Consider the following 24,372-nt stretch of genomic DNA (forward strand, 5'->3'; position numbering starts at 1 on the left):
CAAGTACGTCCAGTACGAGGGCCTTCGTCCGGCACGCCGAGGGCACGCACCGAACACCGCGGGCACCGCACAGGACTTTCAAAACACCCCCTAGTGCGCCGCCGACTCCCAGTCCGGCCCCGCGCCGACGGAGACGTCGAGGGGGGCGCGGAGGTGGACGGCGTCGGCCATTTCTCGGCGGACCAGAGCCTCGATCCCCTCACGTTCGCCCGGGGCGATCTCCAGGACGATTTCGTCGTGGACCTGGAGAAGCATGCGGGACTTGAGGTTCGCCTTCTCCAGGGCGCGGCCCACGTTCAGCATGGCGATCTTGACGATGTCGGCGGCCGTGCCCTGGATGGGGGCGTTGAGGGCCATGCGTTCGGCCATCTCACGGCGCTGACGGTTGTCGCTGTTGAGGTCGGGAAGGTAGCGGCGGCGGCCGAAGAGGGTCTCCGTGTAGCCCGTGGCGCGGGCCTCGTCGACGACGCGGCGCAGATAGTCGCGAACGCCCCCGAAGCGCTCGAAGTAGGTGTCCATCAGGCCGCGGGCCTCACCCGCGTCGATGTTCAGCTGCTGGGAGAGACCGAACGCCGACAGCCCGTACGCGAGTCCGTACGACATCGCCTTGATCTTGCGGCGCATCTCCGCGTCGACAGCGGACCGCTCCACGGAGAACACCTGGGAGGCGACCGTGGTGTGCAGGTCCTCGCCGGACGAGAACGCCTCCAGGAGGCCCTCGTCCTCGGAGAGGTGGGCCATCACGCGCAGTTCGATCTGGCTGTAGTCCGCGGTCATGAGGGACTCGAAGCCCTCGCCGACGACGAACCCGCGCCGGATCGCACGCCCCTCGTCCGTACGGACGGGGATGTTCTGCAGGTTCGGATCGGTGGAGGAGAGGCGGCCGGTCGCGGCGACGGTCTGGTTGAACGTGGTGTGGATGCGGCCGTCCGCGGCGATCGTCTTGATCAGGCCCTCGACGGTCACGCGCAGCTTCGCCTGCTCGCGGTGGCGGAGCATGATGACGGGCAGCTCGTGGTCGGTCTGGGTGGCCAGCCAGGCCAGCGCGTCCGCGTCCGTCGTGTAGCCCGTCTTCGTCTTCTTCGTCTTGGGCAGATCGAGCTCGCCGAAGAAGACCTCCTGGAGCTGCTTGGGCGAGCCGAGGTTGAACTCGTGCCCCACGGAGGCGTGGGCCTCCTTCACGGCCTGCTGCACGGCGGCCGCGAACATCTGCTCCATGGCTTCCAGATGCGCCCGGTCCGCGGCGATGCCGTGCCGCTCCATACGGGCCAGGAGCGCGGACGTCGGCAGCTCCATGTCACGCAGCAGGTCCGCCGCGCCGACCTCCTGGAGCTTGTGACCGAACGCCTCGCCGAGGTCGAGGATCGCGCGGGCCTGCACCATCAGCGCGTCGGCCTCGGCCTGCTCGTCCGTGCCGAAGGCCAGCTGTCCGTCGGCCGCGGCGGCGGGCTCCAGCTCACGCCCCAGGTACTCCAGGGACAGCGCGTCCAGCGCGAAGGAGCGGCGCCCCGGCTTGACCAGGTAGGCGGCGAGCGCGGTGTCCATGGTGACGCCCTCGATGGTCCAGCCGTGCTCGGCGAAGACCCGCATGGCGCCCTTGGCGTTGTGCAGCACCTTGGCCGCCGCCGGGTCGGCGAGCCACGCGGCGAACGCGTTCTCGTCGGCCTCGTCCAGCTGCGTCGGGTCGAACCACGCGGCCGCTCCGCCACCCGCGGCGAGCGCGACCTCGGCCACCGAGCCCGAACCGAGCGCCCAGGTGTCCACCGTGGCCAGGCCCAGCACCTGGGTGCCGTGCTCGGCGAGCCACGGCTTCAGCGCGCCCGCGCCCAGCACCGTCCCGTCCAGCGCGACGCCCGGCGCGACCGGCTCCGCGGCGCCCGCCTCCTCGCCGCCCGGGTCGACGGCCAGCAGCCGCTCCCGCAGCGAGGGATTACGGATCTCCAGGGTGTCCAGGACCATCGCGACGGCCGTGCGGTCGTACGCCGCGCGCTCCAGGTCCGTGACCCCCCTGGGCAGTTCGACGTCGCGCACCATCTCGGTGAGACGACGGTTGAGCTGCACCGCCGGCAGGTGGTCGCGCAGGTTCTGCCCGGCCTTGCCCTTGACCTCGTCGACGCGCTCGACCAGCTCCGCGAACGAGCCGAACTGGTTGATCCACTTCGCGGCGGTCTTCTCACCGACACCGGGGATGCCCGGCAGGTTGTCGGACGGGTCACCGCGCAGCGCCGCGAAGTCCGGGTACTGCGCCGGCGTCAGCCCGTACTTCTCGAAGACCTTCTCCGGAGTGAACCGGGTCAGCTCCGAGACGCCCTTCGTCGGGTACAGCACCGTCGTGTGCTCGCTGACCAGCTGGAAGGAGTCACGGTCGCCGGTGACGATGAGGACTTCAAAGCCCTCGGCCTCGGCCTGCGTGGCAAGGGTGGCGATGATGTCGTCGGCCTCGAAGCCGTCCACCGCGAACCGCTCGGCGTGCATCGCGTCCAGCAGCTCACCGATCAGCTCGACCTGGCCCTTGAACTCGTCAGGGGTCTTCGATCTGTTCGCCTTGTACTCGGTGAACTCCTCCGAGCGCCACGTCTTGCGCGAGACGTCGAAGGCCACCGCGAAGTGCGTGGGCGCCTCGTCGCGCAGCGTGTTCGCCAGCATCGACGCGAAACCGTAGATCGCGTTCGTCGGCTGGCCCGTCGCGGTGGTGAAGTTCTCCGCGGGCAGCGCGAAGAACGCGCGGTACGCCAGCGAGTGCCCGTCCATGAGCATCAGCCGCGGACGGCCCGCACCTGCGGTTTTCTCGGTCTTCTTCGATCCTGTCTCTGCCACGTCCCCGATCCTGCCACGTGCCACTGACAGCGCGGGACGTTCAGGGCCGACCACGGCCGCTGTCACCGCCACGTGCGAGGATCGAAGACGCACATCATCGGTGCTCGGCGAAGGAGACAGCGCGATGGCCAGCAAGCCGCCCCAGGGCGATCCGGTTCAGGACGCGCCGCAGGTCGACGAGCCGAAGCACGTCGCCGCCGGACTGCCCGCCATCGGCCACACCCTGCGCATGGCCCAGCAGCAGATGGGCGTGCGCCGCACCGCACTCACCCTGCTGCGCGTCAACCAGAAGGACGGCTTCGACTGCCCGGGCTGCGCCTGGCCCGAGCCGGAGCACCGGCACACCGCGGAGTTCTGCGAGAACGGCGCGAAGGCGGTCGCCGAGGAGGCCACCCTGCGCCGGGTCACCCCGGACTTCTTCACCGAGCACTCCGTGGCCGACCTCGCCGGCCGCAGCGGCTACTGGCTGGGCCAGCAGGGCCGCCTCACCCACCCCATGTACCTGGCGGAGGGCGCCGACCACTACGAGCCGGTGCCCTGGGAGCGGGCCTTCGACATCGTCGCCGAGGAACTCGCCGCGCTCGGCAGCCCCGACGAAGCGCTCTTCTACACCTCGGGGCGCACCAGCAACGAAGCCGCCTTCCTCTACCAGCTGTTCGCCCGCGAACTCGGCACCAACAACCTGCCCGACTGCTCGAACATGTGCCACGAGTCGTCGGGTTCCGCACTGAACGAGACGATCGGCGTCGGCAAGGGCAGCGTCCTGCTGGAGGACCTCTACAAGGCCGACCTGATCATCGTCGCCGGCCAGAACCCCGGCACCAACCACCCGCGCATGCTCTCCGCGCTGGAGAAGGCCAAGGCGAACGGCGCGCGGATCATCAGCGTCAACCCGCTGCCCGAAGCGGGCCTGGAGCGCTTCAAGAACCCGCAGACCCCGCAGGGCATGATCAAGGGCGCCGCCCTCACCGACCTGTTCCTGCAGATCCGCCTCGGCGGCGACCAGGCCCTCTTCCGGCTCCTCAACAAGCTCGTCCTGGAGACGGAAGGCGCCACCGACCAGGCGTTCATCGACGAACACACCCACGGCTACGAGGAGTTCGCGGCCGCCGCCCGCGCCGCCGACTGGGACGAGACCCTCACCGCGACCGGCCTCGGGCGCGAGGAGATCGACGAGGCCCTGAAGATGGTCCTCGCCTCCGAGCGCACCATCGTGTGCTGGGCGATGGGCCTGACCCAGCACAAGCACGCCGTCCCCACCATCCGCGAAGTCGTCAACTTCCTCCTCCTGCGCGGCAACATCGGCCGCCCCGGCGCCGGCGTGTGCCCGGTGCGCGGCCACTCCAACGTGCAGGGCGACCGCACCATGGGCATCTTCGAGCGCCCCGCCCCCGCCTTCCTGGACGCCCTGGAGAAGGAGTTCGGCTTCGCACCCCCGCGCGAACACGGCTACGACGTCGTACGAGCCATCCGCGCCCTGCGCGACGGCGACGCGAAGGTCTTCTTCGCCATGGGCGGCAACTTCGTCTCCGCCTCCCCCGACACCGAGGTCACCGAGGCCGCCATGCGGCGCGCCCGCCTCACCGTCCACGTGTCGACGAAGCTCAACCGCTCCCACGCGATCACCGGCTCCCGCGCCCTGATCCTGCCCACCCTGGGCCGCACCGAGCGCGACCTCCAGGGCAGCGGCGAGCAGTTCGTGACCGTCGAGGACTCCATGGGCATGGTGCACGCCTCACGCGGCCGCCTGGAGCCCGCGAGCCCCCACCTGCTGTCCGAGCCCGCCATCGTGGCCCGCCTCGCCCGCCGGGTGCTCGGCGAGGGCAGCCGCACCCCCTGGGAGGAGTTCGAGAAGGACTACGCGACGATCCGCGACCGCATCGCGCGCGTGATCCCCGGCTTCGACGACTTCAACGCGCGCGTGGCCCACCCCGGGGGCTTCGCCCTCCCGCACGCCCCACGCGACGAACGACGCTTCCCCACCGCCACCGGCAAGGCCAACTTCACGGCCGCCCCCGTCGAGTACCCCGCGCTGCCCGAGGGCCGCCTCCTGCTGCAGACCCTGCGCTCGCACGACCAGTACAACACCACCATCTACGGCCTCGACGACCGCTACCGCGGCATCAGGAACGGCCGCCGGGTCGTCCTGGTCAACCCCGACGACGCCCGCGCCCTGAACGTCGCGGACGGCTCCTACGTCGACCTCGTCAGCGAATGGCGGGACGGCGTGGAGCGCCGCGCCCCCGGCTTCCGCGTCGTGCACTACCCCACGGCCCGCGGTTGCGCCGCCGCGTACTACCCGGAGACCAACGTCCTGATCCCGCTGGACGCCACCGCGGACACCAGCAACACCCCGGCCAGCAAGTCCGTCGTCGTCCGTCTGGAACAATCGGCCACCGACTGAGCGTTTGCTCAGCCAGTGCGTGAGAGTGATCCACGACGAAAGCGTCACGACGAACGGAGCCGGGCCCGATGGGCGAGCAGCAGCACGTGAAGTTCCCGCAAGAGGTCATCGACGAGTACGCGGCGCTCGGCGTCGACCTGCAGGCGCTGTTCTCCGCGGGCCACCTCGGCACCCGCATGGGCGTCGAGATCGTGGAAGCCTCCGCCGACCGCGTCGTCGGCACCATGCCGGTCGAGGGCAACACCCAGCCCTACGGCCTGCTGCACGGCGGCGCCTCCGCCGTCCTCGCCGAGACCCTCGGCTCCGTCGGCTCCATGCTCCACGGCGGCAGCGGCAAGCTCGCCGTCGGCGTCGACCTGAACTGCACCCACCACCGCGGCGCCCGCTCCGGCCTGGTCACCGGCGTGGCCACCCCCGTCCACCGCGGGCGCTCCACGGCGACGTACGAGATCGTCATCTCCGACGAGGACGGCAAGCGCGTGTGCACCGCCCGCCTGACCTGCCTCCTGCGGGACGCACCCACCAGCTAGCAGCCGCCCGCAGGGCGCGGGCGCAGGCGCGGGCCGGAGGGTTGTCGGCGGACACCCCCCGCCCTAGCGTCAAGGCATGAGGACAACCGTTCCCGGGCGCGCCCCGCGCGTCCTCGCGGGCGTTCGCGCCCTCGCCGCCGGGGCCCTCGCCGTCACCCTCGGCGCGGGCTGCTCCAGCGGCACCACCACCGGCCACGCCACCCCCGCCCCGGACGACACCTCGGCCGTCTCCGCCTGCACCAAACTGATCGCGTACTGGGCCGAGCAGACCCTCACCGGCGGGAAATGGGCCGGCCTCGACTGGGAGCAGAAGGGCCTGTCCAACCAGCAGTACGAGATCATGGACGCGATCATCAAGAACGCCCGCGCCGAGCAGAAACGCCACGGCCCGGCCTCCGCGAAGACGTTGATAGACCGTCAGGCCAAGCAGCGGTGCACCGAGGAGAAGGGCGCCACCCGGAGCTCGGAGAACTGGCGCCCGCCGACATGACCAGTGGCATCGGCCCGGTCGAGGAATCCGATCCGGGCCAGGAATTCGGCCCGGCCCCGGGGCCCGGCCCGGACCGGGAATCAGGCGCGGACCCGAGGTCCGGCCCTGGCCGGGAATTCGGCCCGGCGGACAGAACCGGCCACCCCGCCCTGACCCTCGGCAGGCAGATCTTCGCCCCCGACCTGCCGCTGCCGAAGGCCCGTTCGCGCCTGCTCGCCACCCTCGCCCTCGCCGCCGCCCTGACGATCCCCCTCACCGCCACTCCGCTCCGCGACGACCGGCCCAGCACGCCCGCACCCTGGCCCCTCGGCGTCACCCAGCTCACCTACACGGGCCTGCGCGAGCCCCCCGACCCGTACACCCGCACCTTCACCTTCCGCGTACGGGCCTCCCTCGACGCCGGCCCGCCCACCACCCTGACCCGCCTGGCCCAGCCCTACGACGGCCTGACCATGAGCATCAGCCCCCAAACGCCCCTCACCCTGCGCACCGGGACACCCCGCACCCTCACCCTCCGGGTGGCCGTCCAGCACTGCACAGGACTCCCACAGGGCGTCGAACTTCCTTTCCTGAACGTAACGTTGCGTAACATGCGCGGAACGCAGAACCCGAGCTACATCCTCGGCTCCCACTACGCGCGGGATCTCTCCTCGTCACTCCGAGCGATCTGCCGGTAACTGCCGTCATCATTTCTCGGCGCCCCCGAACGGAACTGCGGATTCTCAGCATGCGGTCACTCCGGCGCCGCCGAAAAGCCCGATCCGCCCGGCCCGCCGCCGCCCGGTTTAGGCCATTCGGATAACAAGAGCGTCACATCCTGACCTTCACTGGTCCCGCACTCCTCCACCTGGACCTAAAGTCACGGCCAGTCACTGTGCCACGGGGCGTGCCGCCGGATCCGACTCACCATCGACTCCGACCCGACCCCGGCGAGCACAACGGCACCTCAGCAGAGGGAGCCGCGCCTGGGAAAGGATTGACCGTGCGAAACCGTTCTTTGCTCATCCTCACCACCGTGATCACCACTGGTGCCCTCACGCTCACCGCATGCGGATCGCGTGACAAGGACAACTCCAGCAAGGATTCGGGCACCACCGTCGTCATCGGTGTCGACGCGCCGCTCACCGGTTCGCTCACCGCACTCGGCCAGGGCATCAAGAACTCCGTGGACCTCGCCGCCAAGACGGCCAACAAGAACAAAGAGGTCGACGGAGTGACCTTCAAGGTCGTCTCCAAGGACGACCAGGCCGTGCCCGCCTCCGGCCACCAGAACGCCCTCGCGCTGGTCGCCAACAAGGACGTCCTCGGCGTCGTGGGCCCGCTGAACTCCGGCGTCGCCCAGTCCATGCAGAGCGACTTCGCCAAGGCCCACCTGACCGAGGTCTCCCCGGCCAACACCAACCCGGCACTCACCCAGGGCGACAACTGGGCGAAGGGCGACCTCAAGCGCCCCTTCGACACCTACTTCCGTACGGCCACCACGGACGTCATCCAGGGCCGCTTCGCCGCGCAGTACTACTACAACGACGCGAAGAAGCGGAAGGTCTTCGTCATCGACGACAAGCAGACCTACGGCGCCGGTCTCGCCGCGATCTTCTCCCAGGAGTTCAAGCGCCTCGGCGGCAAGGTCGTCGGCACCGACCACATCACCGTGAAGGAGACCGACTTCTCCTCCACCGCCGACAAGGTCAAGACCTCCGGCGCCGACTCCGTCTACTTCGGTGGCCAGTACCCCGAGGGCGGTCTCATCTCCGACCAGATCAAGAAGGCCGGAGCGAAGATCCCCACCATGGGTGGCGACGGAATCTACGACCCCGCCTTCATCTCCGCCTCCGGCGTCGCCAACGACGGTGACCTCGCCACCTCCGTCGGCTACCCCGTCGAAGAGCTCTCCACCGCCAAGACCTTCATCGCCGACTACAAGGCAGCCGGCTACAAGGACCCGTACGCGGCCTACGGCGGCTACTCCTACGACGCCGCCTGGGCCATCATCCAGGCCGTCAAGTCCGTCGTCGCCGACAACGACGGCAAGCTCCCCAGCGACGCCCGCGCCAAGATCACCAAGGCCATGAGCGGTGTCTCGTTCGACGGCGTCACCGGCAAGGTCGCCTTCGACCAGTACGGTGACACCACCAACAAGCAGCTCACCGTCTACAAGGTCGTCAACGGTGCCTGGAAGTCCGTGAAGAGCGCCACCTTCAAGGACTGACCACCGCCCCGCCGGCCCCGCACCACCTGAACCCCACCGCGCGAGGGCGCAAACAGCGCCCTCGCGCGGAGTCATATCCGACACGCTCATCGGAGGCCCTGCGGTGCACGAACTGCCGCAAACGCTGGCCAACGGCCTGACCCTCGGTGCCCTGTATGGCCTCATCGCCATCGGCTACACCATGGTTTACGGGATCGTCCAGCTCATCAACTTCGCCCACGGCGAGATCTACATGATCGGGGGCTTCGGAGCCCTCACCATCTACATCTGGCTCCCCAGCGGCACCTCGCTGGTCCTCGCCATCCCGCTCATGATCATCGGCGGCGTCATCGCCTCGGTGGCCGTCGGCACCGCCGCGGAGCGATTCGCCTACCGGCCCCTGCGCAACGCGCCACGCCTGGCCCCGCTGATCACCGCAATCGGCCTCTCCATCGCCCTCCAGCAGCTCGTCTGGGGCTTCTACCCCGACGCCAAGAAGGCCCGCAGCTTCCCCGAATTCCAGGGCGATGCCTTCAAGATCACCGACAACCTGCAGCTCCAGCGCGCCGACGTCTTCCTCCTGCTCGCCGCGCCGCTCTGCATGTTCATGCTCGGCGTCTTCGTCTCCAAGAGCCGCGCAGGCCGCGCCATGCAGGCCACCTCGCAGGACCCCGACACCGCCAAGCTCATGGGCGTCAACACCGACCGCATCATCGTCATGGCCTTCGCCATCGGCGCCGCGTTCGCCGCCGTCGCCGCCGTCTCCTACGGCCTCAAGTACGGCCAGATCAACTACGAGATGGGCTTCATCGCCGGCCTCAAGGCCTTCACCGCAGCCGTCCTCGGCGGCATCGGCAACATCTACGGCGCCATGCTCGGCGGCGTCGTCCTCGGCCTCGCCGAAGCCCTCTCCATCACGTACATCCAGGACATCCCCGGAATGGACAAGCTCGGCGGCGGCGCCTGGGCCAACGTCTGGGCCTTCGTCCTCCTCATCGTCGTCCTCCTGGTCAGGCCACAAGGCCTACTGGGCGAACGCGTCGCGGACAGGGCGTGATACCGATGACCACCACCGAGACTCACAAGACCGCCCCGGTCATCCCGCTCCCCGAGGCAGGCGCACGCCTCGCCCTCGCCATCGGAGCAGCCGCCACCGTCGCCAGCACCTTCCTCTCCTGGACCTACACCACCGAATTCCCCGGCGACCTCACCGTCACCGGCTACCCCGGCGGTCTCCAGGTCCTCACCCTCATCGGCGCGGCCCTCACCCTCCTCTACGCCCTCGCAGGCTTCGGAGTACGCGGCCTCGGCTGGCTCAACCCCGCCGGCAGCAACACCCCCGTACTGCTGATGGCCCTCGGCACCTTCGCCACCACCTGGTACACCGTCGTCGCCATCGCCGGCGAACTCGGCGGGGTCGTGAACCTCGACCCCGGCGGCTTCGTCGCCGCGGGCGCCTCACTCATCACCCTGCTCGCCGCCCTCGGTCTCCCCCTCCCCCGGGACACCGACCCCACCAGCAGCCGCTTCACCAAGGCAACCGCCCCGATCCTCGGGACCGCCCACGGCCGCCTCAAGCAGCCCAAGGAACTCAACCCCTGGGTCGAAATCGGCATCATCATCGCCGCCTTCGCCCTCGGCCTCTTCGTCGCCGCCTACGGCATCGAAACCCCCTACGGCGAACTCTTCGTCGGCTTCCTCATCATCACCGGCTTCGCCCTCGGTGGCCTCGCCCGCGCCGGACTCACCACCCGCCTGCGTGCCCTCACCACCAAGCACCGCCAGGTGACCGTCGGCGCCGCCTTCGCAGCCGCCGCGGCATTCCCCTTCACTCAGGACACCGACGAGTTCACCCTCCTCGCCGTCAGCATCCTGATCTTCGCCACCGTCGCCCTCGGCCTCAACGTCGTCGTCGGCCTCGCCGGACTCCTCGACCTCGGATACGTCGCCTTCCTCGGCGTCGGCGCCTACACCGCGGCCCTCGTCTCCGGCAGCACCGCGTCGACCTTCGACGTCAAGTTCCCCTTCTGGGCCGCCGCCCTCACCGGCGCCGCCGCATCCCTCATCTTCGGCGTCCTCATCGGCGCACCCACCCTGCGGCTGCGCGGCGACTACCTCGCCATCGTCACCCTCGGCTTCGGAGAAATCTTCCGCATCGCCATGGGCAACCTCGACGGCACCTCCGGGCCCAACATCACCAACGGCCCCAACGGCATCCCCAACATCCCCGACCTCGTGATCTTCGGCTACGACTTCGGCGCCGAGCACACCATCGCCGGATTCACCCTCGGCTCCTACGCCAACTACTTCTGGCTGATGCTCTTCGTCACCGCCATCGTCGTCACCGTCTTCGCCCGCGCCGGCAACTCCCGCATCGGCCGCGCCTGGGTGGCCATCCGCGAGGACGAGACCGCCGCCACCGCCATGGGCATCAACGGCTTCCGCGTCAAGCTCATCGCCTTCGCCCTCGGCGCCACCCTCGCCGGCCTCGCCGGCACCGTGCAGGCACACGTCCAGCACACCGTCGTACCCGAGATGTACGTCTTCGCAGGACCCGTCCCGCCCAGCTCCGCCTTCCTCCTCGCCGCCGTCATCCTCGGCGGCATGGGAACCATCACGGGCCCGCTCATCGGCGCGACACTCCTCTACGTCATCCCCACCAAGCTGCAGTTCCTCAACGACTACCAGCTGCTCTTCTTCGGTGTCGCGCTCGTCGTCCTGATGCGCTTCCGCCCCGAAGGAATCGTCGCCAACAAGCGACAGCAGCTCGAATACCACGAGACCGACCAACTCGACGTACCCGAAGACGCAACGCTCCCCGAAGGCACGGTCGGCGTCTCCAAGGCAGGGGCGTGAGAACCGAAATGACCACGAACACCACCACCGAGCCCACGCCCGGCACTCCCGTACTCGAAGCCTCCGGCGTCACCATGCGCTTCGGCGGCCTCACCGCCGTACGCAGCGTCGACTTCACCGTCAACGCCGGTGAGATCGTCGGCCTCATCGGCCCCAACGGCGCCGGCAAGACCACCTTCTTCAACTGCCTCACCGGCCTCTACATCCCCACCGAGGGCACCGTCCGCTACCAGGGCAAAGTCCTCCCGGCCAAGCCCCACCTGGTCACCAAGGCCGGCATGGCCCGCACCTTCCAGAACATCCGGCTCTTCGCCAACATGACCGTCCTGGAAAACGTGCTCGTCGGCCGCCACACCCGGACCAAGGAAGGGCTGTGGTCCGCGCTGCTGCGCGGCCCCGGCTTCAAGAAGGCCGAACGCGCCTCCGAGGAACGCGCCATGGAACTCCTCGAGTTCATCGGCCTCGCCGAAAAGCGCGACCACCTCGCCCGCAACCTCCCCTACGGCGAACAGCGCAAGCTGGAAATCGCCAGGGCGCTGGCGAGCGAGCCGGGCCTCCTGCTGCTCGACGAGCCGACAGCAGGCATGAACCCCCAGGAGACCCGGGCCACCGAGGAACTCGTCTTCGCCATCCGCGACAAGGGCATCGCCGTCCTCGTCATCGAGCACGACATGCGCTTCATCTTCAACCTGTGCGACCGAGTCGCCGTCCTCGTCCAGGGCGAAAAGCTCGTCGAGGGCACCTCCGACGTCGTCCAGGCCGACGAACGCGTCGTCGCCGCCTACCTCGGCGAACCCTTCGAAGGCGCCCCCGGTGACGCCGAGATCGCCGAAGTGGAAGCGGCCGAAGCCGCCGACACACCCGGCAGCACCAGCACCAAGGGAGACGCCCAGTGACCGCACTGCTCGAGGTCGAGGACCTCAGGGTCGCCTACGGCAAGATCGAAGCCGTCAAGGGCATCTCCTTCAGCGTCGAAGCAGGCGAGGTCGTCACCCTCATCGGCACCAACGGCGCCGGCAAGACCACCACCCTGCGCACCCTGTCGGGACTCCTCAAGCCCACCTCGGGCCGCATCGTCTTCGACGGCAAGCCGCTGACCCACGTCCCCGCCCACAAGATCGTCGCCCTCGGACTCGCCCACTCCCCCGAAGGCCGGCACATCTTCCCCCGCCTCACCATCGCCGAGAACCTCCACCTCGGGGCGTTCCTCCGCAAGGACAAGGCAGGCATCGAGAAGGACATCCAGCGCGCCTACGACCTCTTCCCCATCCTGGGAGAGCGCCGCAAGCAGGCCGCGGGCACCCTCTCCGGCGGCGAACAGCAAATGCTCGCCATGGGCCGCGCCCTCATGTCCCAGCCCAAACTGCTCATGCTCGACGAACCCTCCATGGGCCTCTCCCCGATCATGATGCAGAAGATCATGTCCACCATCGCCGAGCTGAAGGCCGCCGGGACAACGATTCTGCTCGTCGAGCAGAACGCCCAGGCAGCCCTCTCCCTCGCCGACCAGGGACACGTCATGGAGGTCGGCAACATCGTCCTCTCCGGCACCGGCCGGCACCTGCTGACCGACGAGTCCGTCCGCAAGGCCTACCTCGGCGAGGACTGACACACACCGGCACACGACGAGGCCCGCACCCCTGCCCAGGGGTGCGGGCCTCGTCGTACGTACCGGGCCTGCGGCGGGCTCAGCCCTTCGCCGACTTCTTCTCCTCGGCGTCCAGAATGACCGCCTCGGCGACCTGCTGCATCGACATACGCCGGTCCATCGACGTCTTCTGGATCCACCGGAACGCGGCGGGCTCCGTCAGGCCGTACTCCGTCTGAAGCACCGACTTCGCCCGGTCCACCAGCTTCCGCGTCTCCAGCCGCTGGGTGAGATCCTCGATCTCCCTCTCCAGCGCCTTCAGCTCGGTGAACCGGGACACCGCCATCTCGATCGCCGGCACCACGTCCGTCTTGCTGAACGGCTTCACGAGGTACGCCATCGCACCCGCGTCACGCGCCCGCTCGACGAGGTCGCGCTGCGAGAACGCGGTCAGCATCAGCACCGGGGCGATGCTCTCCTCGGCGATCTTCTCCGCCGCCGAGATGCCATCCAGCTTCGGCATCTTCACATCGAGAATCACCAGGTCCGGACGGTGCTCACGGGCCAGTTCGACGGCCTGCTCACCGTCACCCGCCTCACCTACGACGGTGTAACCCTCTTCCTCGAGCATCTCTTTGAGGTCGAGACGGATCAGCGCCTCGTCCTCGGCGATGACGACACGGGTCGTCAGCGGAGGCACGTGCGACTTGTCGTCGTCGGGCGCGTCCACGGGCTGGGGCGACTCGGGGGCGGTCACGGGGGCGCTCCTTGTTCCAGGCAGGGCGGGGCGATGCACCTAGAGCCTACCTAGTGCGGTGACCTCATAGGTTCGCCGGTTACTGATGATCTTCACGTGGAGTCGCCGGCGGCTCAGCACCGATCGTCTGCGCCGGCGTCGGCTGCGACGGGTACGTCTCGGGGCGGCCTCTCCGGCTACAGGGTGGGCCGCATCGGAGGGGTGCGGCCTGACCCCGGGCGCGCTCGCAGACGGGCGGGGATACTGCTCCCGAGAGCCCGCCTGGCTACGGTAAGGTGGTGACACGGCGGGCGACCGCTGACCTTTGTTTCAAAGGGGCCCCGGTAGCCCAGCGGTAGAGGCCATGGATTCAAAACCCATCCAGCGTCGGTTCGAATCCGACTCGGGGCACTTTTTCTTGGATTGCAAGGTCACCATCAAAAAGCGGATGTTCCCGTTCTCGTGAACATCCGCTTTTTGCTGCGCGTCGGGGCGATCACTCTCACAGAGTGGCCGCATGTACGACATGGGCACACGCGAGCGGGCTCTCGCTCTGGTCGGCCAGGGACGCAGCATGAATTCCGTCAGCAAGGAGTTGGGCATCTCCAGGGCGGCTATCCGCTCCTGGCAGATACGCATCGAGCTGCTCGACTCGCGTCGCGCAAATCCCTGCCCCCGATGCAGCAGTGCCCCGCAACAACCTGACGACCCGGCCGCATACTCCTATTTGTTGGGCCTCTACCTCGGCGACGGCTGCATCAGCCCTTCTCGGCGGGGCGTCCACTTCCTCCGCATCGCGTGCGCGGACGCCTGGCCCGGCCTGATCGACGCCTGCGCAGAGGCCGTACAAACCCTCCGTCCGACGAACAAGGTCTTTCGCGTCCAGCGCCAGGGTTGCCAATACGTCACCTGCTACAGCAAGCACTGGCCCTGCTTGTTCCCCCAACATGGCCCCGGCAAGAAACACAACCGAGAGATCGCCCTCGAACCCTGGCAACAGACCATCGTCGACGCCTACCCGTGGGAATTCATCCGGGGTCTCATCCACTCCGACGGATGCCGCATCACCAACTGGACCGAGAAGACCATCGCGGGGGAACGCAAACGCTACGAATACCCCCGGTACTTCTTCACCAACCTGTCCGGCGACATCATCCGGCTCTTCACGAGCACCCTGGACACCCTCGGCATCGAATGGAAACTTGCCAACTCCCGCAACGTGTCCATCGCCCGCAAAGCCTCCGTCGCCCTGATGGACACCCACGTAGGCCCCAAGTACTGAGCCCCCACCCCTACTTCGGGCTGTCGTCCTCGCCGATGTGGTGGACCCGGACGAGGTTTGTCGAGCCGGAGACTCCGGGCGGGGAGCCGGCGGTGATGACGACGATGTCGCCCTTCTGGCAGCGGCCGTACTTGAGGAGGAGTTCGTCGACCTGGTCGACCATCGCGTCCGTGGAGTCGACGTGCGGGCCGAGGAAAGTCTCCACTCCCCAGGTCAGGTTCAGTTGGGAGCGGGTGGCCGGGAGTGGGGTGAAGGCCAGGAGGGGGATGGGAGAGCGGTAGCGGGAGAGGCGGCGGACCGTGTCGCCGGACTGGGTGAAGGCGACGAGGAACTTGGCGCCGAGGAAGTCGCCCATTTCCGCGGCCGCGCGGGCCACGGCACCGCCCTGGGTGCGGGGCTTGTTGCGCTCGGTCAGCGGCGGGAGCCCCTTGGCGAGGATGTCCTCCTCGGCGGCCTCGACGATCTTCGCCATCGTGCGGACCGTCTCGATGGGGTACTTGCCGACGCTGGTCTCGCCGGAGAGCATCACGGCGTCGGTGCCGTCGATGACGGCGTTGGCGACGTCGGAGGCCTCGGCCCGGGTCGGGCGGGAGTTGTCGATCATCGAGTCGAGCATCTGCGTCGCGACGATGACGGGCTTGGCGTTGCGCTTGGCGAGTTTGATGGTGCGCTTTTGGACGATGGGGACTTGTTCGAGGGGCATTTCGACGCCGAGGTCGCCGCGGGCGACCATGATGCCGTCGAAGGCGGCGACGATGTCGTCGATGTTGTCGACGGCCTGGGGCTTTTCGACCTTGGCGATGACGGGGAGGCGGCGGCCTTCTTCGTCCATGATGCGGTGGACGTCCTCGATGTCCTTGCCGCTGCGGACGAAGGAGAGGGCGATGACGTCGGCGCCGGTGCGCAGGGCCCAGCGGAGGTCGGCTTCGTCCTTGTCGGAGAGGGCGGGGACGGAGACGGCGACGCCGGGGAGGTTGAGTCCCTTGTGGTCGGAGACCATGCCGCCTTCGATGACGGTGGTGTGGACTCGGGGGCCGTCGACGGTGGTGACTTCGAGGCAGACCTTGCCGTCGTCGACGAGGATGCGTTCGCCTGGGGTGACGTCGCCGGCGAGGCCGGGGTAGGTGGTGCCGCAGGTCTGGCGGTCGCCTTCGGTGCCTTCTTCGACGGTGATGGTGAAGGTGTCTCCGCGTTCAAGGAGTACGGGGCCTTCGGTGAAGCGGCCGAGTCGGATCTTCGGGCCTTGTAGGTCGGCGAGGATGCCGACGCTGCGGCCGGTTTCGTCGGAGGCCTTTCGGACGCGGTGGTAGCGCTCCTCGTGTTCGGCGTAGGTGCCGTGGCTGAGGTTGAGGCGGGCTACGTCCATTCCGGCTTCGACCAGGGCTTTGATCTGGTCGTATGTGTCGGTGGCGGGGCCCAGGGTACAGACGATTTTTGCTCGGCGCATGGTTTGAGCCTAGGCCTTACCGATCGGTAGGTAATTGGCTCTGCATGACTACTCAACAACCTTTCGGTGAAGGCTTGTTGACAAGGGTTGAATTGTGCGCCGCGTTGCTCCGATGAGCGCCGTTGCGCCTTTTTTACAGCTTTGGCGGCGTCATGGTGAAGCGGGCGTTGACCTGGGCGTGGACGTGTTGGCGTTGGGGTTCGAGGTCGAGGGGTGCGGCGGTGTCCTCGATGTCGGCGGCGTAGGCCATGGAGCGCATGCGGCGGCCGGATGGGGCTTCGGCGGCGTAGGGCTGGGTGTTTTCGGCGCCGAGGTCGGCGATTTCGACGAGGGCGGCGAGGGTGGTGCCGAGGGCGCCGGCGTATTCGCGGGCGCGTTGGACGGCTTCGTGGACTGCTTTGTGGCGGGCTTCGCGGTGGGCGGGTGAGTCGGGGCGCAGGGTCCACCAGGGGCCGTCGACGCGGGTGATGTCGAGGTCGGCGAGGCGGGTGGTGAGTTCGCCGAGGGCGGTGAAGTCGGTGAGTTCGGCGGTGATGTGGACGTGGCCGAGGTAGGCGCGGATGCGTTCGCCGCGGCCGTGTTCGCGGAGTTCGGGGGTGATGGAGAAGGCGCCGGTTTCCAGGCGTTCGACGGCGTCTCCGTAGGTTTTGATGAGGTCGAGGGTGGTGGTGTTGCGGCGGGTGAGGTCGTCGAGGGTGGTGCGGCGGTCTTTGCCGCGGGCGGCGACGGTGATGCCGATGCGGGCGATTTCGGGGTCGACTTCGAGGTGGGCTTCGCCGCGGACGGCGATGCGGGGTGCGTCGGGGGTGCCGTAGGGGAGGTGGGGGCGGGGTTCCTCTGCGGTGGGTGGCATACGTCCCACTCTGTCAGTTGATGCCTTCTGCGGAAGGGGTTTGCGCTGCCTGCTGGTCACCAGATGGAAACGTCAGGGATCTGTTCAAGGTGCGGTGGGTGGGTCAGAATCTACGCGCGTCGTTGACCGTTTCCCGAGGAGTACCAGAGATGCCGTTGAACCGTCGGAAGTTCCTGAAGAAGTCCGCTGTGACCGGGGCGGGGGTCGCGCTGGCCGGTGCGGTCGCGGCTCCTGGTGCGCAGGCGGCGGAGGCGTCCGGCGTGGCCGCGAAGGGCCGGAAGCGGTATTCGCTGACGGTGCTGGGCACGACCGATCTGCATGGTCATGTCTTCAACTGGGACTACTTCAAGAACGCGGAGTACGCGGACAAGGCGGGCAACGCGCAGGGTCTGGCGCGGATTTCGACGCTGGTGAACGAGATCCGTGCGGAGAAGGGTCGTTGCAACACGCTGCTGCTGGACGCGGGTGACACGATCCAGGGGACGCCGCTGACGTATTACTACGCGAAGGTGGATCCGATCACCGCGAAGGGTGGTCCGGTGCACCCGATGGCGCAGGCGATGAACGCGATCGGGTTCGACGCTGCGGCGTTGGGCAACCACGAGTTCAACTACGGCATCGAGACGCTGCGGAAGTTCGAGTCGCAGCTCCACTTCCCGCTGTTGGGCGCGAACGCGTTGGACGCGAAGACGCTGAAGCCGGCGTTTGCGCCGTACTTCATCAAGAAGTTCCATGTGAAGGGTGCGCCGCCGGTGAAGGTGGCGGTGCTGGGGCTGACGAATCCGGGTATCGCGATCTGGGACAAGGCGTATGTGCAGGGGAAGTTGACGTTCCCCGGTCTTGAGGAGCAGGCGGCGAAGTGGGTGCCGAAGCTTCGGTCGATGGGTGCGGACGTGGTGGTCGTGTCGGCGCACTCGGGTTCTTCGGGTACGTCGTCGTACGGTGATCAGCTGCCGTATGTGGAGAACTCGGCGGCGTTGGTGGCGCAGCAGGTGCCGGGGATCGACGCGATTCTGGTGGGTCACGCGCATGTGGAGATCCCGGAGTTGAAGGTCACGAACACGAAGACGGGCAGGACGGTGGTCCTGTCGGAGCCGTTGGCGTATGCGGAGCGGTTGTCGGTCTTCGACTTCGAGTTGGTTTTCGAGAAGGGCCGGTGGCAGGTCGAGTCGGTGGCGTCGTCGGTGCGCAACTCGAATTCGGTGGCGGACGATCCGAAGATCACCAAGTTGTTGAAGGACGAGCACGACGTGGTCGTGGCGTACGTCAATCAGGTGGTCGGTACGGCGACTGAGACGTTGACGACGGTGGACGCGCGGTACAAGGACGCTGCGATCATCGATCTGATCACCAAGGTGCAGGAGGACGTGGTCAAGGCGGCGTTGGTGGGGACGGAGTATGCGTCGTTGCCGGTGATCGCGCAGGCGTCGCCGTTCTCGCGTACGTCGGAGATCCCGGCCGGGAAGGTGACGATCCGGGATCTGTCGGGTCTGTATGTGTACGACAACACGCTGGTCGCGAAGGTGTTGACGGGTGCGCAGGTGCGGGCGTACCTGGAGTACTCGGCGGAGTACTTCGTGCAGACGGCGGCCGATGCGGTGGTCGATGTGGAGAAGCTGACCAATGCGGGTGGCCGTCCGGACTACAACTACGACTATGTGTCGGGTTTCCGGTTCGACATCGACATCGCGCAGGCGGCGGGTTCGCGGATCAGGAATCTGACGTACGGCGGTGCGGCGTTGGATGACGCGCAGCAGTTCGTGTTGGCGGTGAACAACTACCGGGCGAATGGTGGCGGTGCGTTCCCGCATGTCGCGTCGGCGAAGGAGGTGTGGTCGGAGTCGACGGAGATCCGGACGCGGATCGCGGAGTGGGTGACGGCGAAGGGTGTGCTGGATCCGAAGGACTTCGCGTCGGTGGACTGGAAGCTGACGCGGAACGGTACGCCGGTTTTCTAGGGCTGCGTCTTTTACAGGTCCAGCAGGGATACGTCCACGGCGTCGGCGATGGCTTTTGCGCCGGCGTCGTTGACGTGGAGGCCGTCGCCGGCGTTGTACTCGTCGCGGATCCGGTCGGGTCGGGCGGGGTCCGCGACGGCGGCGGCGACGTCGGTGACGGCGTCGAAGGGGTGGTTGTCGCCGAGGAGCCAGGCGTTGACCTCGCGGCGTACGGCTTGGCCGGCTTCGCTGTCGTAGCCGTCGTGGACGGTGCCCTGGTAGGGGCCGATCGTGGAGCCGATGACGGTGAGTCCGGCGGCGTGGAGGCGGTCGGCGAGGGTGGTGAGTCCGGCGGTGAGTCGGGCGGCGGTGGGCGGTGTGCCGGGTTCGGGGTACGAGGTGAATCCGGGCAGGCCGAGGTCGTTGAGTCCGATGTGGACGAGGACGTGGCTGGCCCAAAATCCTGGTGAGCGCGCTTTGTTCCATGGCTGATCCGTGAGACGCCTTCGGCCGGGGGCGGTTTCTGGTGTGCTGGGTGATCAGGTGTTTTCCGGGGAGGGCGGCCTTGGGTATGCGGCTCCACTATGACCAGCGGGTTCTGGCGATCGTTGAACTGCGCGGCGCGGGACGGGACGTTGGGCAGGTTCGAGAGGCTTTCGCCGACAAGGGGTGGCGTGTCCTGAGCGAGAGCCGGGTGTCTCCTCTGGACGGCAGTGAGCGTCGCGACACCGTGTTCATCGAGGTCGAGGTTCGGCTGTGGGGTGATGAGCGGCGGGCCGCGTTGGCTGCGCGCCGCCAGATCGAGGCGTTGGCCGATCGGCTCGCTGTCGAGTTGTCTCCGCGCCTGCTCGACCTGTTGCCCAGCAGGGGGCAGCATGAGCCCACGTGGCTTGTCCATGAGTCCTCCCCTGTTCCGCTGCGGAGGGTGCAGCGGTGGGCTCAGCGCCTGGGCTGGTACGACACATCACGTGTGGTCACGGGGCCGTCTTCGCCGCAGGCCGCGGACCGCTTCGCCCGGAAGGTGCTGCCGGGGTGGCCGGAACCTGGGCGCGGGACGGTCGTGCGGGCTCGGCCGCCCGTGTTGCGCAATGCGGACACCTATGGTGCGGCGAGTATCTCGGACCGTGAGGCCCGGAAGATCGGTGTACGGGGCTTTCTGCTGAGCGTGCCGTCGGTGTTCTGCAGCCCGTGGGCAGTCGGTTTGGGGCTCACTCCGCTGGTGTTGCTTCCCCTGGCGGTCGCGGGCGTGTCGATTTGGGCGGCGGCCTCAAGGCTCGTTCTGCTCGAGCCGGCCGGCGAACGTCCACGGGTCCGGGCTCTGCTCCTCCCCACGCTGCTGCTTGCGCCCTTGGTCTACGGGGTGGCCGCGCTCCACTGGGGACCGGGATTCATGGCTGGTTGCCTCGCCACGCTTGCCGCCTGCATGTGGTGCGGTCGAGGTGTGTATCTGCTGTTCCGCCAGCTGGCCGGTCGGCAGATTCTCGCTACCGTCTCGGTCGCGCTTCTCCCTGCGGCGTTGCCGGGCCTCGCCGGCTGGGGTGCGGCTGTTCACGTGTTCTATGGAGCGGAGTTCGGCATTCCGCCGGAGGACATGGACATTGCTCAGGTGTGGAGGTTTCTGGCCTCCGCGTGGGTCTTCGTGACGGCGTTGGCCCTGACTCTCGCCGTCGGTGGTGTGATCGGCTACGTCGTCCACTACCGTCTCGTGATGGTCGAGAGGGTGACGATGCCCGTCCTTGTCCTGACGGTCTTCCTCGCCTACCTGTTGGCGGGCATGCTGCTCATCCTCGATCCGCCGTCCCAGGCGGGTGAGCGGGCCAAGGCGGATGTCGCCGCCGGGCAGGTACCGGCCCCGTACTTCGGCATTCACGCGGAGCCCGTGTGTCTGGTCCCCGTCGAGTCGGTCAGGAAGATTCCCGTGGTGGGCGGTCGTCTGGACCCCTCACGCGTCTATCTGTCCTTCGGGGTCGTCGACGGCACGGCTGCGCTCTGGGACCCGGAATCGAAGCGGGATCTGCGGGTTCCTGCGGACAAGATCACGTTGCTTCCGGCGAACTTGGTGGCAGGGCGGCTCCCCGTGGACTGTGGCTCCACGGCGGGTGGCTGACCGTTTGCTTCATCCTCTGAGCTGCACGGTGTTCGCCCTGGGGTGCGGCAACGACGGGGCCTGGGCGGGTTCCAGGCCGAAGGTGGTGAAAGCCGTGCGGCCGGGGAGGGGGTAGGGGTCCTTGCCGGTGACGGAGTTGAGGATGGTGGCGCTGCGCCAGGCGGCGAGGCCGAGGTCGGGGGTGCCTACGCCGTGGCTGTGGAGTTCGGCGTTCTGGACGTAGGCGTGGCCGGTGACGGAGGGGTCGAGGACGAGGCGGAACTGGTCGTCGATGCGGGGGCGGGCGCTGCTGTCGCGGCGGAGGTAGGGGTCGAGGCCGGCGAGGATGCGGTCGAGGGGGCGTTCGCGGTAGCCGGTGGCGAGGACGACGGCGTCGGTGGTGAGGCGGGAGCGGGCGCCCTGCTGGATGTGTTCGAGGTGGAGTTCGACCTTGGTGGTGGCGACGCGGCCTGCGGTGCGGACGTTGACTCCGGGGGTGAGGACGGCGTCGGGCCAGCCGCCGTGCAGGGTACGGCGGTAGAGCTCGTCGTGGATGGCGGCGAGGGTTGCGGCGTCGATGCCTTTGTGGAGTTGCCATTGGGTGGCGAGGAGGCGGTCGCGGACGGGTTCGTTGAGGGCGTGGAAGTAGCGGGTGTAGTCGGGGGTGAAGTGTTCGAGGCCGAGCTTGGAGTACTCCATGGGGGCGAAGGCCTCGGTGCGGGCCAGCCAGTGGAGTCTTTCGCGTCCGGCGGGGCGGTTTCTCAGGAGGTCGAGGAAGACTTCGGCGCCTGACTGTCCGGCGCCGATGACGGTGATGTGCTCGGCGGTGAGGAACTTGTCGCGGTGGGCGAGGTAGTCCGCGGCGTGGATGACGGGCACGCCGGGGGCTTCGACGAGGGGTTTGAGGGGTTCGGGGATGTGGGGGGCGGTGCCGATGCCGAGGACGATGTTGCGGGTGTGGGCGCGGCCGAGTGCTTCGGCTTCGCCGTCGCTGTCGAGTTGGGTGTAGTCGACTTCGAAGACGTCTCGTTCGGGGTTCCAGCGGACGGCGTCGACCTGGTGGGCGAAGTGGAGTCCGGGGAGGCTGTCTGCGACCCAGCGGCAGTAGGCGTCGTATTCGGCGCGTTGGATGTGGAAGCGCTCGGCGAAGTAGAAGGGGAAGAGGCGGCCGAGGGTTTTGAGGTAGTTGAGGAAGGTCCAGTGGCTGGCGGGGTCGGCGAGGGTCACCAGGTCGGCGAGGAAGGGGACTTGGAGGGTGGCGCCGTCGATCATGAGGCCGGGGTGCCAGTCGAAGGCGGGGCGTTGTTCGTAGAAGACGGTGTCGAGTTGGGTGAGGGGGTGGGCGAGGGCGGCGAGGGAGAGGTTGAAAGGGCCGATGCCGATGCCCACCAGGTCGCGGGGTGCTTCGGGTTCGTGGCGCGGAGGGGTGGGCGTGGGGTTCATCGGGGGGTGTGTCCTTCCACCAGTTTCAGGAGTGCGGCCAGGTCGCCGGGCCGGGTGTGGGGGTTGAGGAGGGTGGCTTTGAGCCAGAGGCGGCCGTCGAGTCGGGCGCGGCCGAGGACTGCGCGGCCTTCGTGGAGGAGGGTGCGGCGGGCGGCGGCGAGGGCGTCGTCGGAGGCATGGGCGGGGCGGAAGAGGACAGTGCTGATGGTGGGGCGGTCGTAGAGCTCGAAGTGGGGGTGTGCCTCGATGAGGTCGGCGAACTCGTGGGCGTGGTCGCAGACCTGGTCGACGAGGGCGCCGATGCCGGTGCGGCCTAGGGTTTTGAGGGTGACGGCGATTTTGAGGATGTCGGGGCGCCTGGTGGTGCGCAGGGAGCGGCCGAGGAGGTCGGGCAGGCCGGCTTCGGTGTCGTCGTCGGCGTTGAGGTAGTCGGCGTGGTGGGTGAGGGGGTGCAGGTCGCCGGGGTCGCGGACGGTGAGGAGGCCTGCGGCGACGGGTTGCCAGCCGAGTTTGTGCAGGTCGAGGGTGACGGTGTGGGCGCGTTCGAGGCCGTCGAGTTTGGTGCGGTGGCGGTTGCTGAAGAGGAGGCCTCCGCCGTAGGCGGCGTCGATGTGGAGGCGGGCGCCGTGGGTTTCGCACAGGTCGGCGATGTCGGGCAGGGGGTCGATGAGTCCGGCGTCGGTGGTTCCGGCGGTGGCGGCGACGAGGAGGGAGCCTTTGGGGCCGTGGAGTTCGGTGAGGGCTTCGTCGAGGGCGGCGGGGTCCATCGTTCCTGCGGGGGCGGGCACGACGACGGGGTCGGGCAGGCCGAGGAGCCAGGCGGCGCGGTGCAGTGAGTGGTGGGCGCCTGCTGCGCACAGGAGTTGGACGCTGCCGTGTTTCTCGCGGGCGAGGAGCAGGGCGAGTTGGTTGGATTCGGTGCCGCCGGTGGTGACGAGGGCGTCGGTGGCGCCGGTCTCCTGGGCGAGTGCGCGGGTGACGAGGGCTTCGAGTGCGGAGGCGGCGGGGGCCTGGTCCCAGGAGTCCAGGGAGGGGTTCAGGGCGCTCGCGGCGAGGTCGGCGGCGGTGGCGACGGCGAGGGGCGGGCAGTGCAGATGGGCGGCGCACAGGGGGTGGGCGGGGTCGGCGGCGCCGGCGGCGAGGGCCCGTACGAGGGTGTGCAGGGCGTTGTCGCTGCCGTGCTCGGGCAGGACGTCGCCGGCTGCTTCGCGTACGGCGCGGGTGACGGCTTCGGGGCCTCCGGCGGGCAGGGGGCCGCCGCGGGCCTCTCGGCCTTCTTCGAGGGCGTCGAGGACGGTGGCGAGCAACGGCCGCAGTGCGTCGGGGCCTTCGGGTCCTGAGGCGAGGTGCGGCTGCGTGCTCATGGGGGTCCTCCGGGGCGCGCGGCAGGGGGAATCCAAGCCTGTACACGTTTCGGCTCGGCGCGCCCGGTCGGGACAACGATCCGACCCGAAAGGGGGTACTGCTGTGCGGAGGAAATGTGGGGTGGGGACGGAAGTGCTAGTGCTGGCGGGGGCGCCTGTTGCAGCGGGGGTGCGGTGTGTTGTGGGTCGGGTCCGTGCCGGTACGTCTGCTGGCGTGGGCGCCGTTCGCGGTCCGGTGGGTGGGTCGGGTCCGTGCCGGTACGTCCTGCCCGTCGCCGCGTGGGCGTACTGCCCGGCACCCGAGCACGGCGAAACTCGGCTGGGAGCCGGCTACGCGACGGGCAGAGACGT

19 protein-coding genes and 1 tRNA gene are annotated in these 24,372 nt (G+C 68.5%); 13 read left to right on the forward strand and 7 right to left on the reverse strand.

Annotated elements, in window-relative coordinates:
• Positions 1 to 90: 90 nt before the first annotated feature.
• Complete coding sequence (gene polA / locus ABZS97_RS34205; protein ID WP_356144189.1) at positions 91 to 2,817, reverse strand: DNA polymerase I; 2,727 nt, start codon at positions 2,815 to 2,817, stop codon at positions 91 to 93.
• Positions 2,818 to 2,941: 124 nt separating this feature from the next.
• Here polA and ABZS97_RS34210 point away from each other — a divergent pair, with 124 nt between their 5' ends.
• The 9 genes from ABZS97_RS34210 to ABZS97_RS34250 all read left to right on the forward strand — a co-directional run bounded on the left by ABZS97_RS34210 (position 2,942) and on the right by ABZS97_RS34250 (position 12,894).
• Positions 2,942 to 5,221 (forward strand): FdhF/YdeP family oxidoreductase, encoded by a 2,280-nt coding sequence (locus tag ABZS97_RS34210; protein ID WP_356144191.1) that lies wholly within the window; start codon positions 2,942 to 2,944, stop codon positions 5,219 to 5,221.
• 68 nt (positions 5,222 to 5,289) lie between these two features.
• A complete protein-coding gene (locus ABZS97_RS34215) occupies positions 5,290 to 5,751 on the forward strand; it encodes a hotdog fold thioesterase (RefSeq protein WP_356144193.1) in 462 nt (153 codons plus the stop codon).
• Positions 5,752 to 5,827: 76 nt separating this feature from the next.
• On the forward strand, positions 5,828 to 6,241 hold the full coding sequence (locus tag ABZS97_RS34220) for a hypothetical protein (protein ID WP_356144195.1): 414 nt from the start codon (positions 5,828 to 5,830) through the stop codon (positions 6,239 to 6,241).
• On the forward strand, positions 6,238 to 6,918 hold the full coding sequence (locus ABZS97_RS34225; protein ID WP_356144197.1) for a hypothetical protein: 681 nt from the start codon (positions 6,238 to 6,240) through the stop codon (positions 6,916 to 6,918). Before ABZS97_RS34220 ends, ABZS97_RS34225 begins: the two co-directional genes overlap by 4 nt.
• Positions 6,919 to 7,223: 305 nt before the next feature.
• A complete protein-coding gene (locus ABZS97_RS34230; protein ID WP_356144199.1) occupies positions 7,224 to 8,450 on the forward strand; it encodes a branched-chain amino acid ABC transporter substrate-binding protein in 1,227 nt (408 codons plus the stop codon).
• 103 nt (positions 8,451 to 8,553) lie between these two features.
• Complete coding sequence (locus tag ABZS97_RS34235) at positions 8,554 to 9,486, forward strand: branched-chain amino acid ABC transporter permease (RefSeq protein WP_356144201.1); 933 nt, start codon at positions 8,554 to 8,556, stop codon at positions 9,484 to 9,486.
• A gap of 5 nt (positions 9,487 to 9,491) precedes the next feature.
• Positions 9,492 to 11,285, forward strand: coding sequence for a branched-chain amino acid ABC transporter permease (locus ABZS97_RS34240; RefSeq protein WP_356144203.1), 1,794 nt, complete (start codon positions 9,492 to 9,494; stop codon positions 11,283 to 11,285).
• Between the two features lie 8 nt (positions 11,286 to 11,293).
• Positions 11,294 to 12,181 carry an ABC transporter ATP-binding protein gene (locus ABZS97_RS34245; RefSeq protein ID WP_356144205.1) on the forward strand — a complete coding sequence of 296 codons (888 nt, stop codon included), beginning with the start codon at positions 11,294 to 11,296 and terminating at the stop codon, positions 12,179 to 12,181.
• The gene (locus ABZS97_RS34250) at positions 12,178 to 12,894 is read left to right on the forward strand and encodes an ABC transporter ATP-binding protein (RefSeq protein WP_356144207.1); all 717 of its coding nucleotides are present in this window, start codon (positions 12,178 to 12,180) and stop codon (positions 12,892 to 12,894) included. The genes ABZS97_RS34245 and ABZS97_RS34250 overlap by 4 nt, the downstream gene beginning before the upstream one ends.
• A gap of 79 nt (positions 12,895 to 12,973) precedes the next feature.
• Here ABZS97_RS34250 and ABZS97_RS34255 read toward each other — a convergent pair whose 3' ends face one another.
• A complete protein-coding gene (locus ABZS97_RS34255) occupies positions 12,974 to 13,630 on the reverse strand; it encodes a response regulator (protein WP_356144209.1) in 657 nt (218 codons plus the stop codon).
• Between the two features lie 317 nt (positions 13,631 to 13,947).
• Between ABZS97_RS34255 and ABZS97_RS34260 the strand changes: the two genes are divergently transcribed.
• Positions 13,948 to 14,020, forward strand: a tRNA-Leu gene (locus ABZS97_RS34260).
• Between the two features lie 106 nt (positions 14,021 to 14,126).
• Positions 14,127 to 14,891: a transcriptional regulator gene (locus ABZS97_RS34265; RefSeq protein WP_356144211.1), complete on the forward strand. Its 765-nt coding sequence runs from the start codon at positions 14,127 to 14,129 to the stop codon at positions 14,889 to 14,891.
• Between the two features lie 10 nt (positions 14,892 to 14,901).
• On the opposite strand, the gene pyk is transcribed toward ABZS97_RS34265, so the two are convergent.
• Positions 14,902 to 16,338: a pyruvate kinase gene (gene pyk / locus ABZS97_RS34270; RefSeq protein WP_356144213.1), complete on the reverse strand. Its 1,437-nt coding sequence runs from the start codon at positions 16,336 to 16,338 to the stop codon at positions 14,902 to 14,904.
• A 133-nt stretch (positions 16,339 to 16,471) separates the two neighbouring features.
• The gene (locus ABZS97_RS34275; protein WP_356144215.1) at positions 16,472 to 17,191 is read right to left on the reverse strand and encodes an SIMPL domain-containing protein; all 720 of its coding nucleotides are present in this window, start codon (positions 17,189 to 17,191) and stop codon (positions 16,472 to 16,474) included.
• Between the two features lie 149 nt (positions 17,192 to 17,340).
• On the opposite strand from ABZS97_RS34275, the gene ABZS97_RS34280 reads away from it, so the two are divergent.
• On the forward strand, positions 17,341 to 19,149 hold the full coding sequence (locus ABZS97_RS34280) for a 5'-nucleotidase C-terminal domain-containing protein (protein WP_356144217.1): 1,809 nt from the start codon (positions 17,341 to 17,343) through the stop codon (positions 19,147 to 19,149).
• Between the two features lie 11 nt (positions 19,150 to 19,160).
• Here the strand turns inward: ABZS97_RS34280 and ABZS97_RS34285 are convergent, their stop codons facing one another.
• Positions 19,161 to 19,562: a hypothetical protein gene (locus tag ABZS97_RS34285; protein WP_356144225.1), complete on the reverse strand. Its 402-nt coding sequence runs from the start codon at positions 19,560 to 19,562 to the stop codon at positions 19,161 to 19,163.
• Positions 19,563 to 19,699: 137 nt separating this feature from the next.
• Here ABZS97_RS34285 and ABZS97_RS34290 point away from each other — a divergent pair, with 137 nt between their 5' ends.
• Complete coding sequence (locus ABZS97_RS34290; protein ID WP_356144219.1) at positions 19,700 to 21,235, forward strand: hypothetical protein; 1,536 nt, start codon at positions 19,700 to 19,702, stop codon at positions 21,233 to 21,235.
• 9 nt (positions 21,236 to 21,244) lie between these two features.
• On the opposite strand, the gene ABZS97_RS34295 is transcribed toward ABZS97_RS34290, so the two are convergent.
• Together ABZS97_RS34295 and ABZS97_RS34300 are read right to left on the reverse strand one after the other, a co-directional pair.
• Positions 21,245 to 22,657 carry a SidA/IucD/PvdA family monooxygenase gene (locus ABZS97_RS34295; RefSeq protein WP_356144221.1) on the reverse strand — a complete coding sequence of 471 codons (1,413 nt, stop codon included), beginning with the start codon at positions 22,655 to 22,657 and terminating at the stop codon, positions 21,245 to 21,247.
• A complete protein-coding gene (locus tag ABZS97_RS34300) occupies positions 22,654 to 24,021 on the reverse strand; it encodes an aminotransferase class I/II-fold pyridoxal phosphate-dependent enzyme (RefSeq protein WP_356144223.1) in 1,368 nt (455 codons plus the stop codon). The genes ABZS97_RS34295 and ABZS97_RS34300 overlap by 4 nt, the downstream gene beginning before the upstream one ends.
• Between the last annotated feature and the right edge of the window lie 351 nt (positions 24,022 to 24,372).

Source organism: Streptomyces sp. NPDC005485, from assembly GCF_040606085.1.
Classification (GTDB): domain Bacteria; phylum Actinomycetota; class Actinomycetes; order Streptomycetales; family Streptomycetaceae; genus Streptomyces.

Coding starts and splice junctions, on each gene's coding strand:
- ABZS97_RS34220 (WP_356144195.1), top strand. CDS start 5,828: ATGAGGACAACCGTTCCCGGGCGCGCCCCGCGCGTCCTCGCGGGCGTT.
- ABZS97_RS34240 (WP_356144203.1), top strand. CDS start 9,492: ATGACCACCACCGAGACTCACAAGACCGCCCCGGTCATCCCGCTCCCC.
- ABZS97_RS34295 (WP_356144221.1), bottom strand. CDS start 22,657: ATGAACCCCACGCCCACCCCTCCGCGCCACGAACCCGAAGCACCCCGC.
- ABZS97_RS34225 (WP_356144197.1), top strand. CDS start 6,238: ATGACCAGTGGCATCGGCCCGGTCGAGGAATCCGATCCGGGCCAGGAA.
- ABZS97_RS34275 (WP_356144215.1), bottom strand. CDS start 17,191: ATGCCACCCACCGCAGAGGAACCCCGCCCCCACCTCCCCTACGGCACC.
- ABZS97_RS34265 (WP_356144211.1), top strand. CDS start 14,127: ATGTACGACATGGGCACACGCGAGCGGGCTCTCGCTCTGGTCGGCCAG.
- ABZS97_RS34245 (WP_356144205.1), top strand. CDS start 11,294: ATGACCACGAACACCACCACCGAGCCCACGCCCGGCACTCCCGTACTC.
- ABZS97_RS34280 (WP_356144217.1), top strand. CDS start 17,341: ATGCCGTTGAACCGTCGGAAGTTCCTGAAGAAGTCCGCTGTGACCGGG.
- pyk (WP_356144213.1), bottom strand. CDS start 16,338: ATGCGCCGAGCAAAAATCGTCTGTACCCTGGGCCCCGCCACCGACACA.
- ABZS97_RS34215 (WP_356144193.1), top strand. CDS start 5,290: ATGGGCGAGCAGCAGCACGTGAAGTTCCCGCAAGAGGTCATCGACGAG.
- ABZS97_RS34300 (WP_356144223.1), bottom strand. CDS start 24,021: ATGAGCACGCAGCCGCACCTCGCCTCAGGACCCGAAGGCCCCGACGCA.
- ABZS97_RS34210 (WP_356144191.1), top strand. CDS start 2,942: ATGGCCAGCAAGCCGCCCCAGGGCGATCCGGTTCAGGACGCGCCGCAG.
- ABZS97_RS34290 (WP_356144219.1), top strand. CDS start 19,700: ATGCGGCTCCACTATGACCAGCGGGTTCTGGCGATCGTTGAACTGCGC.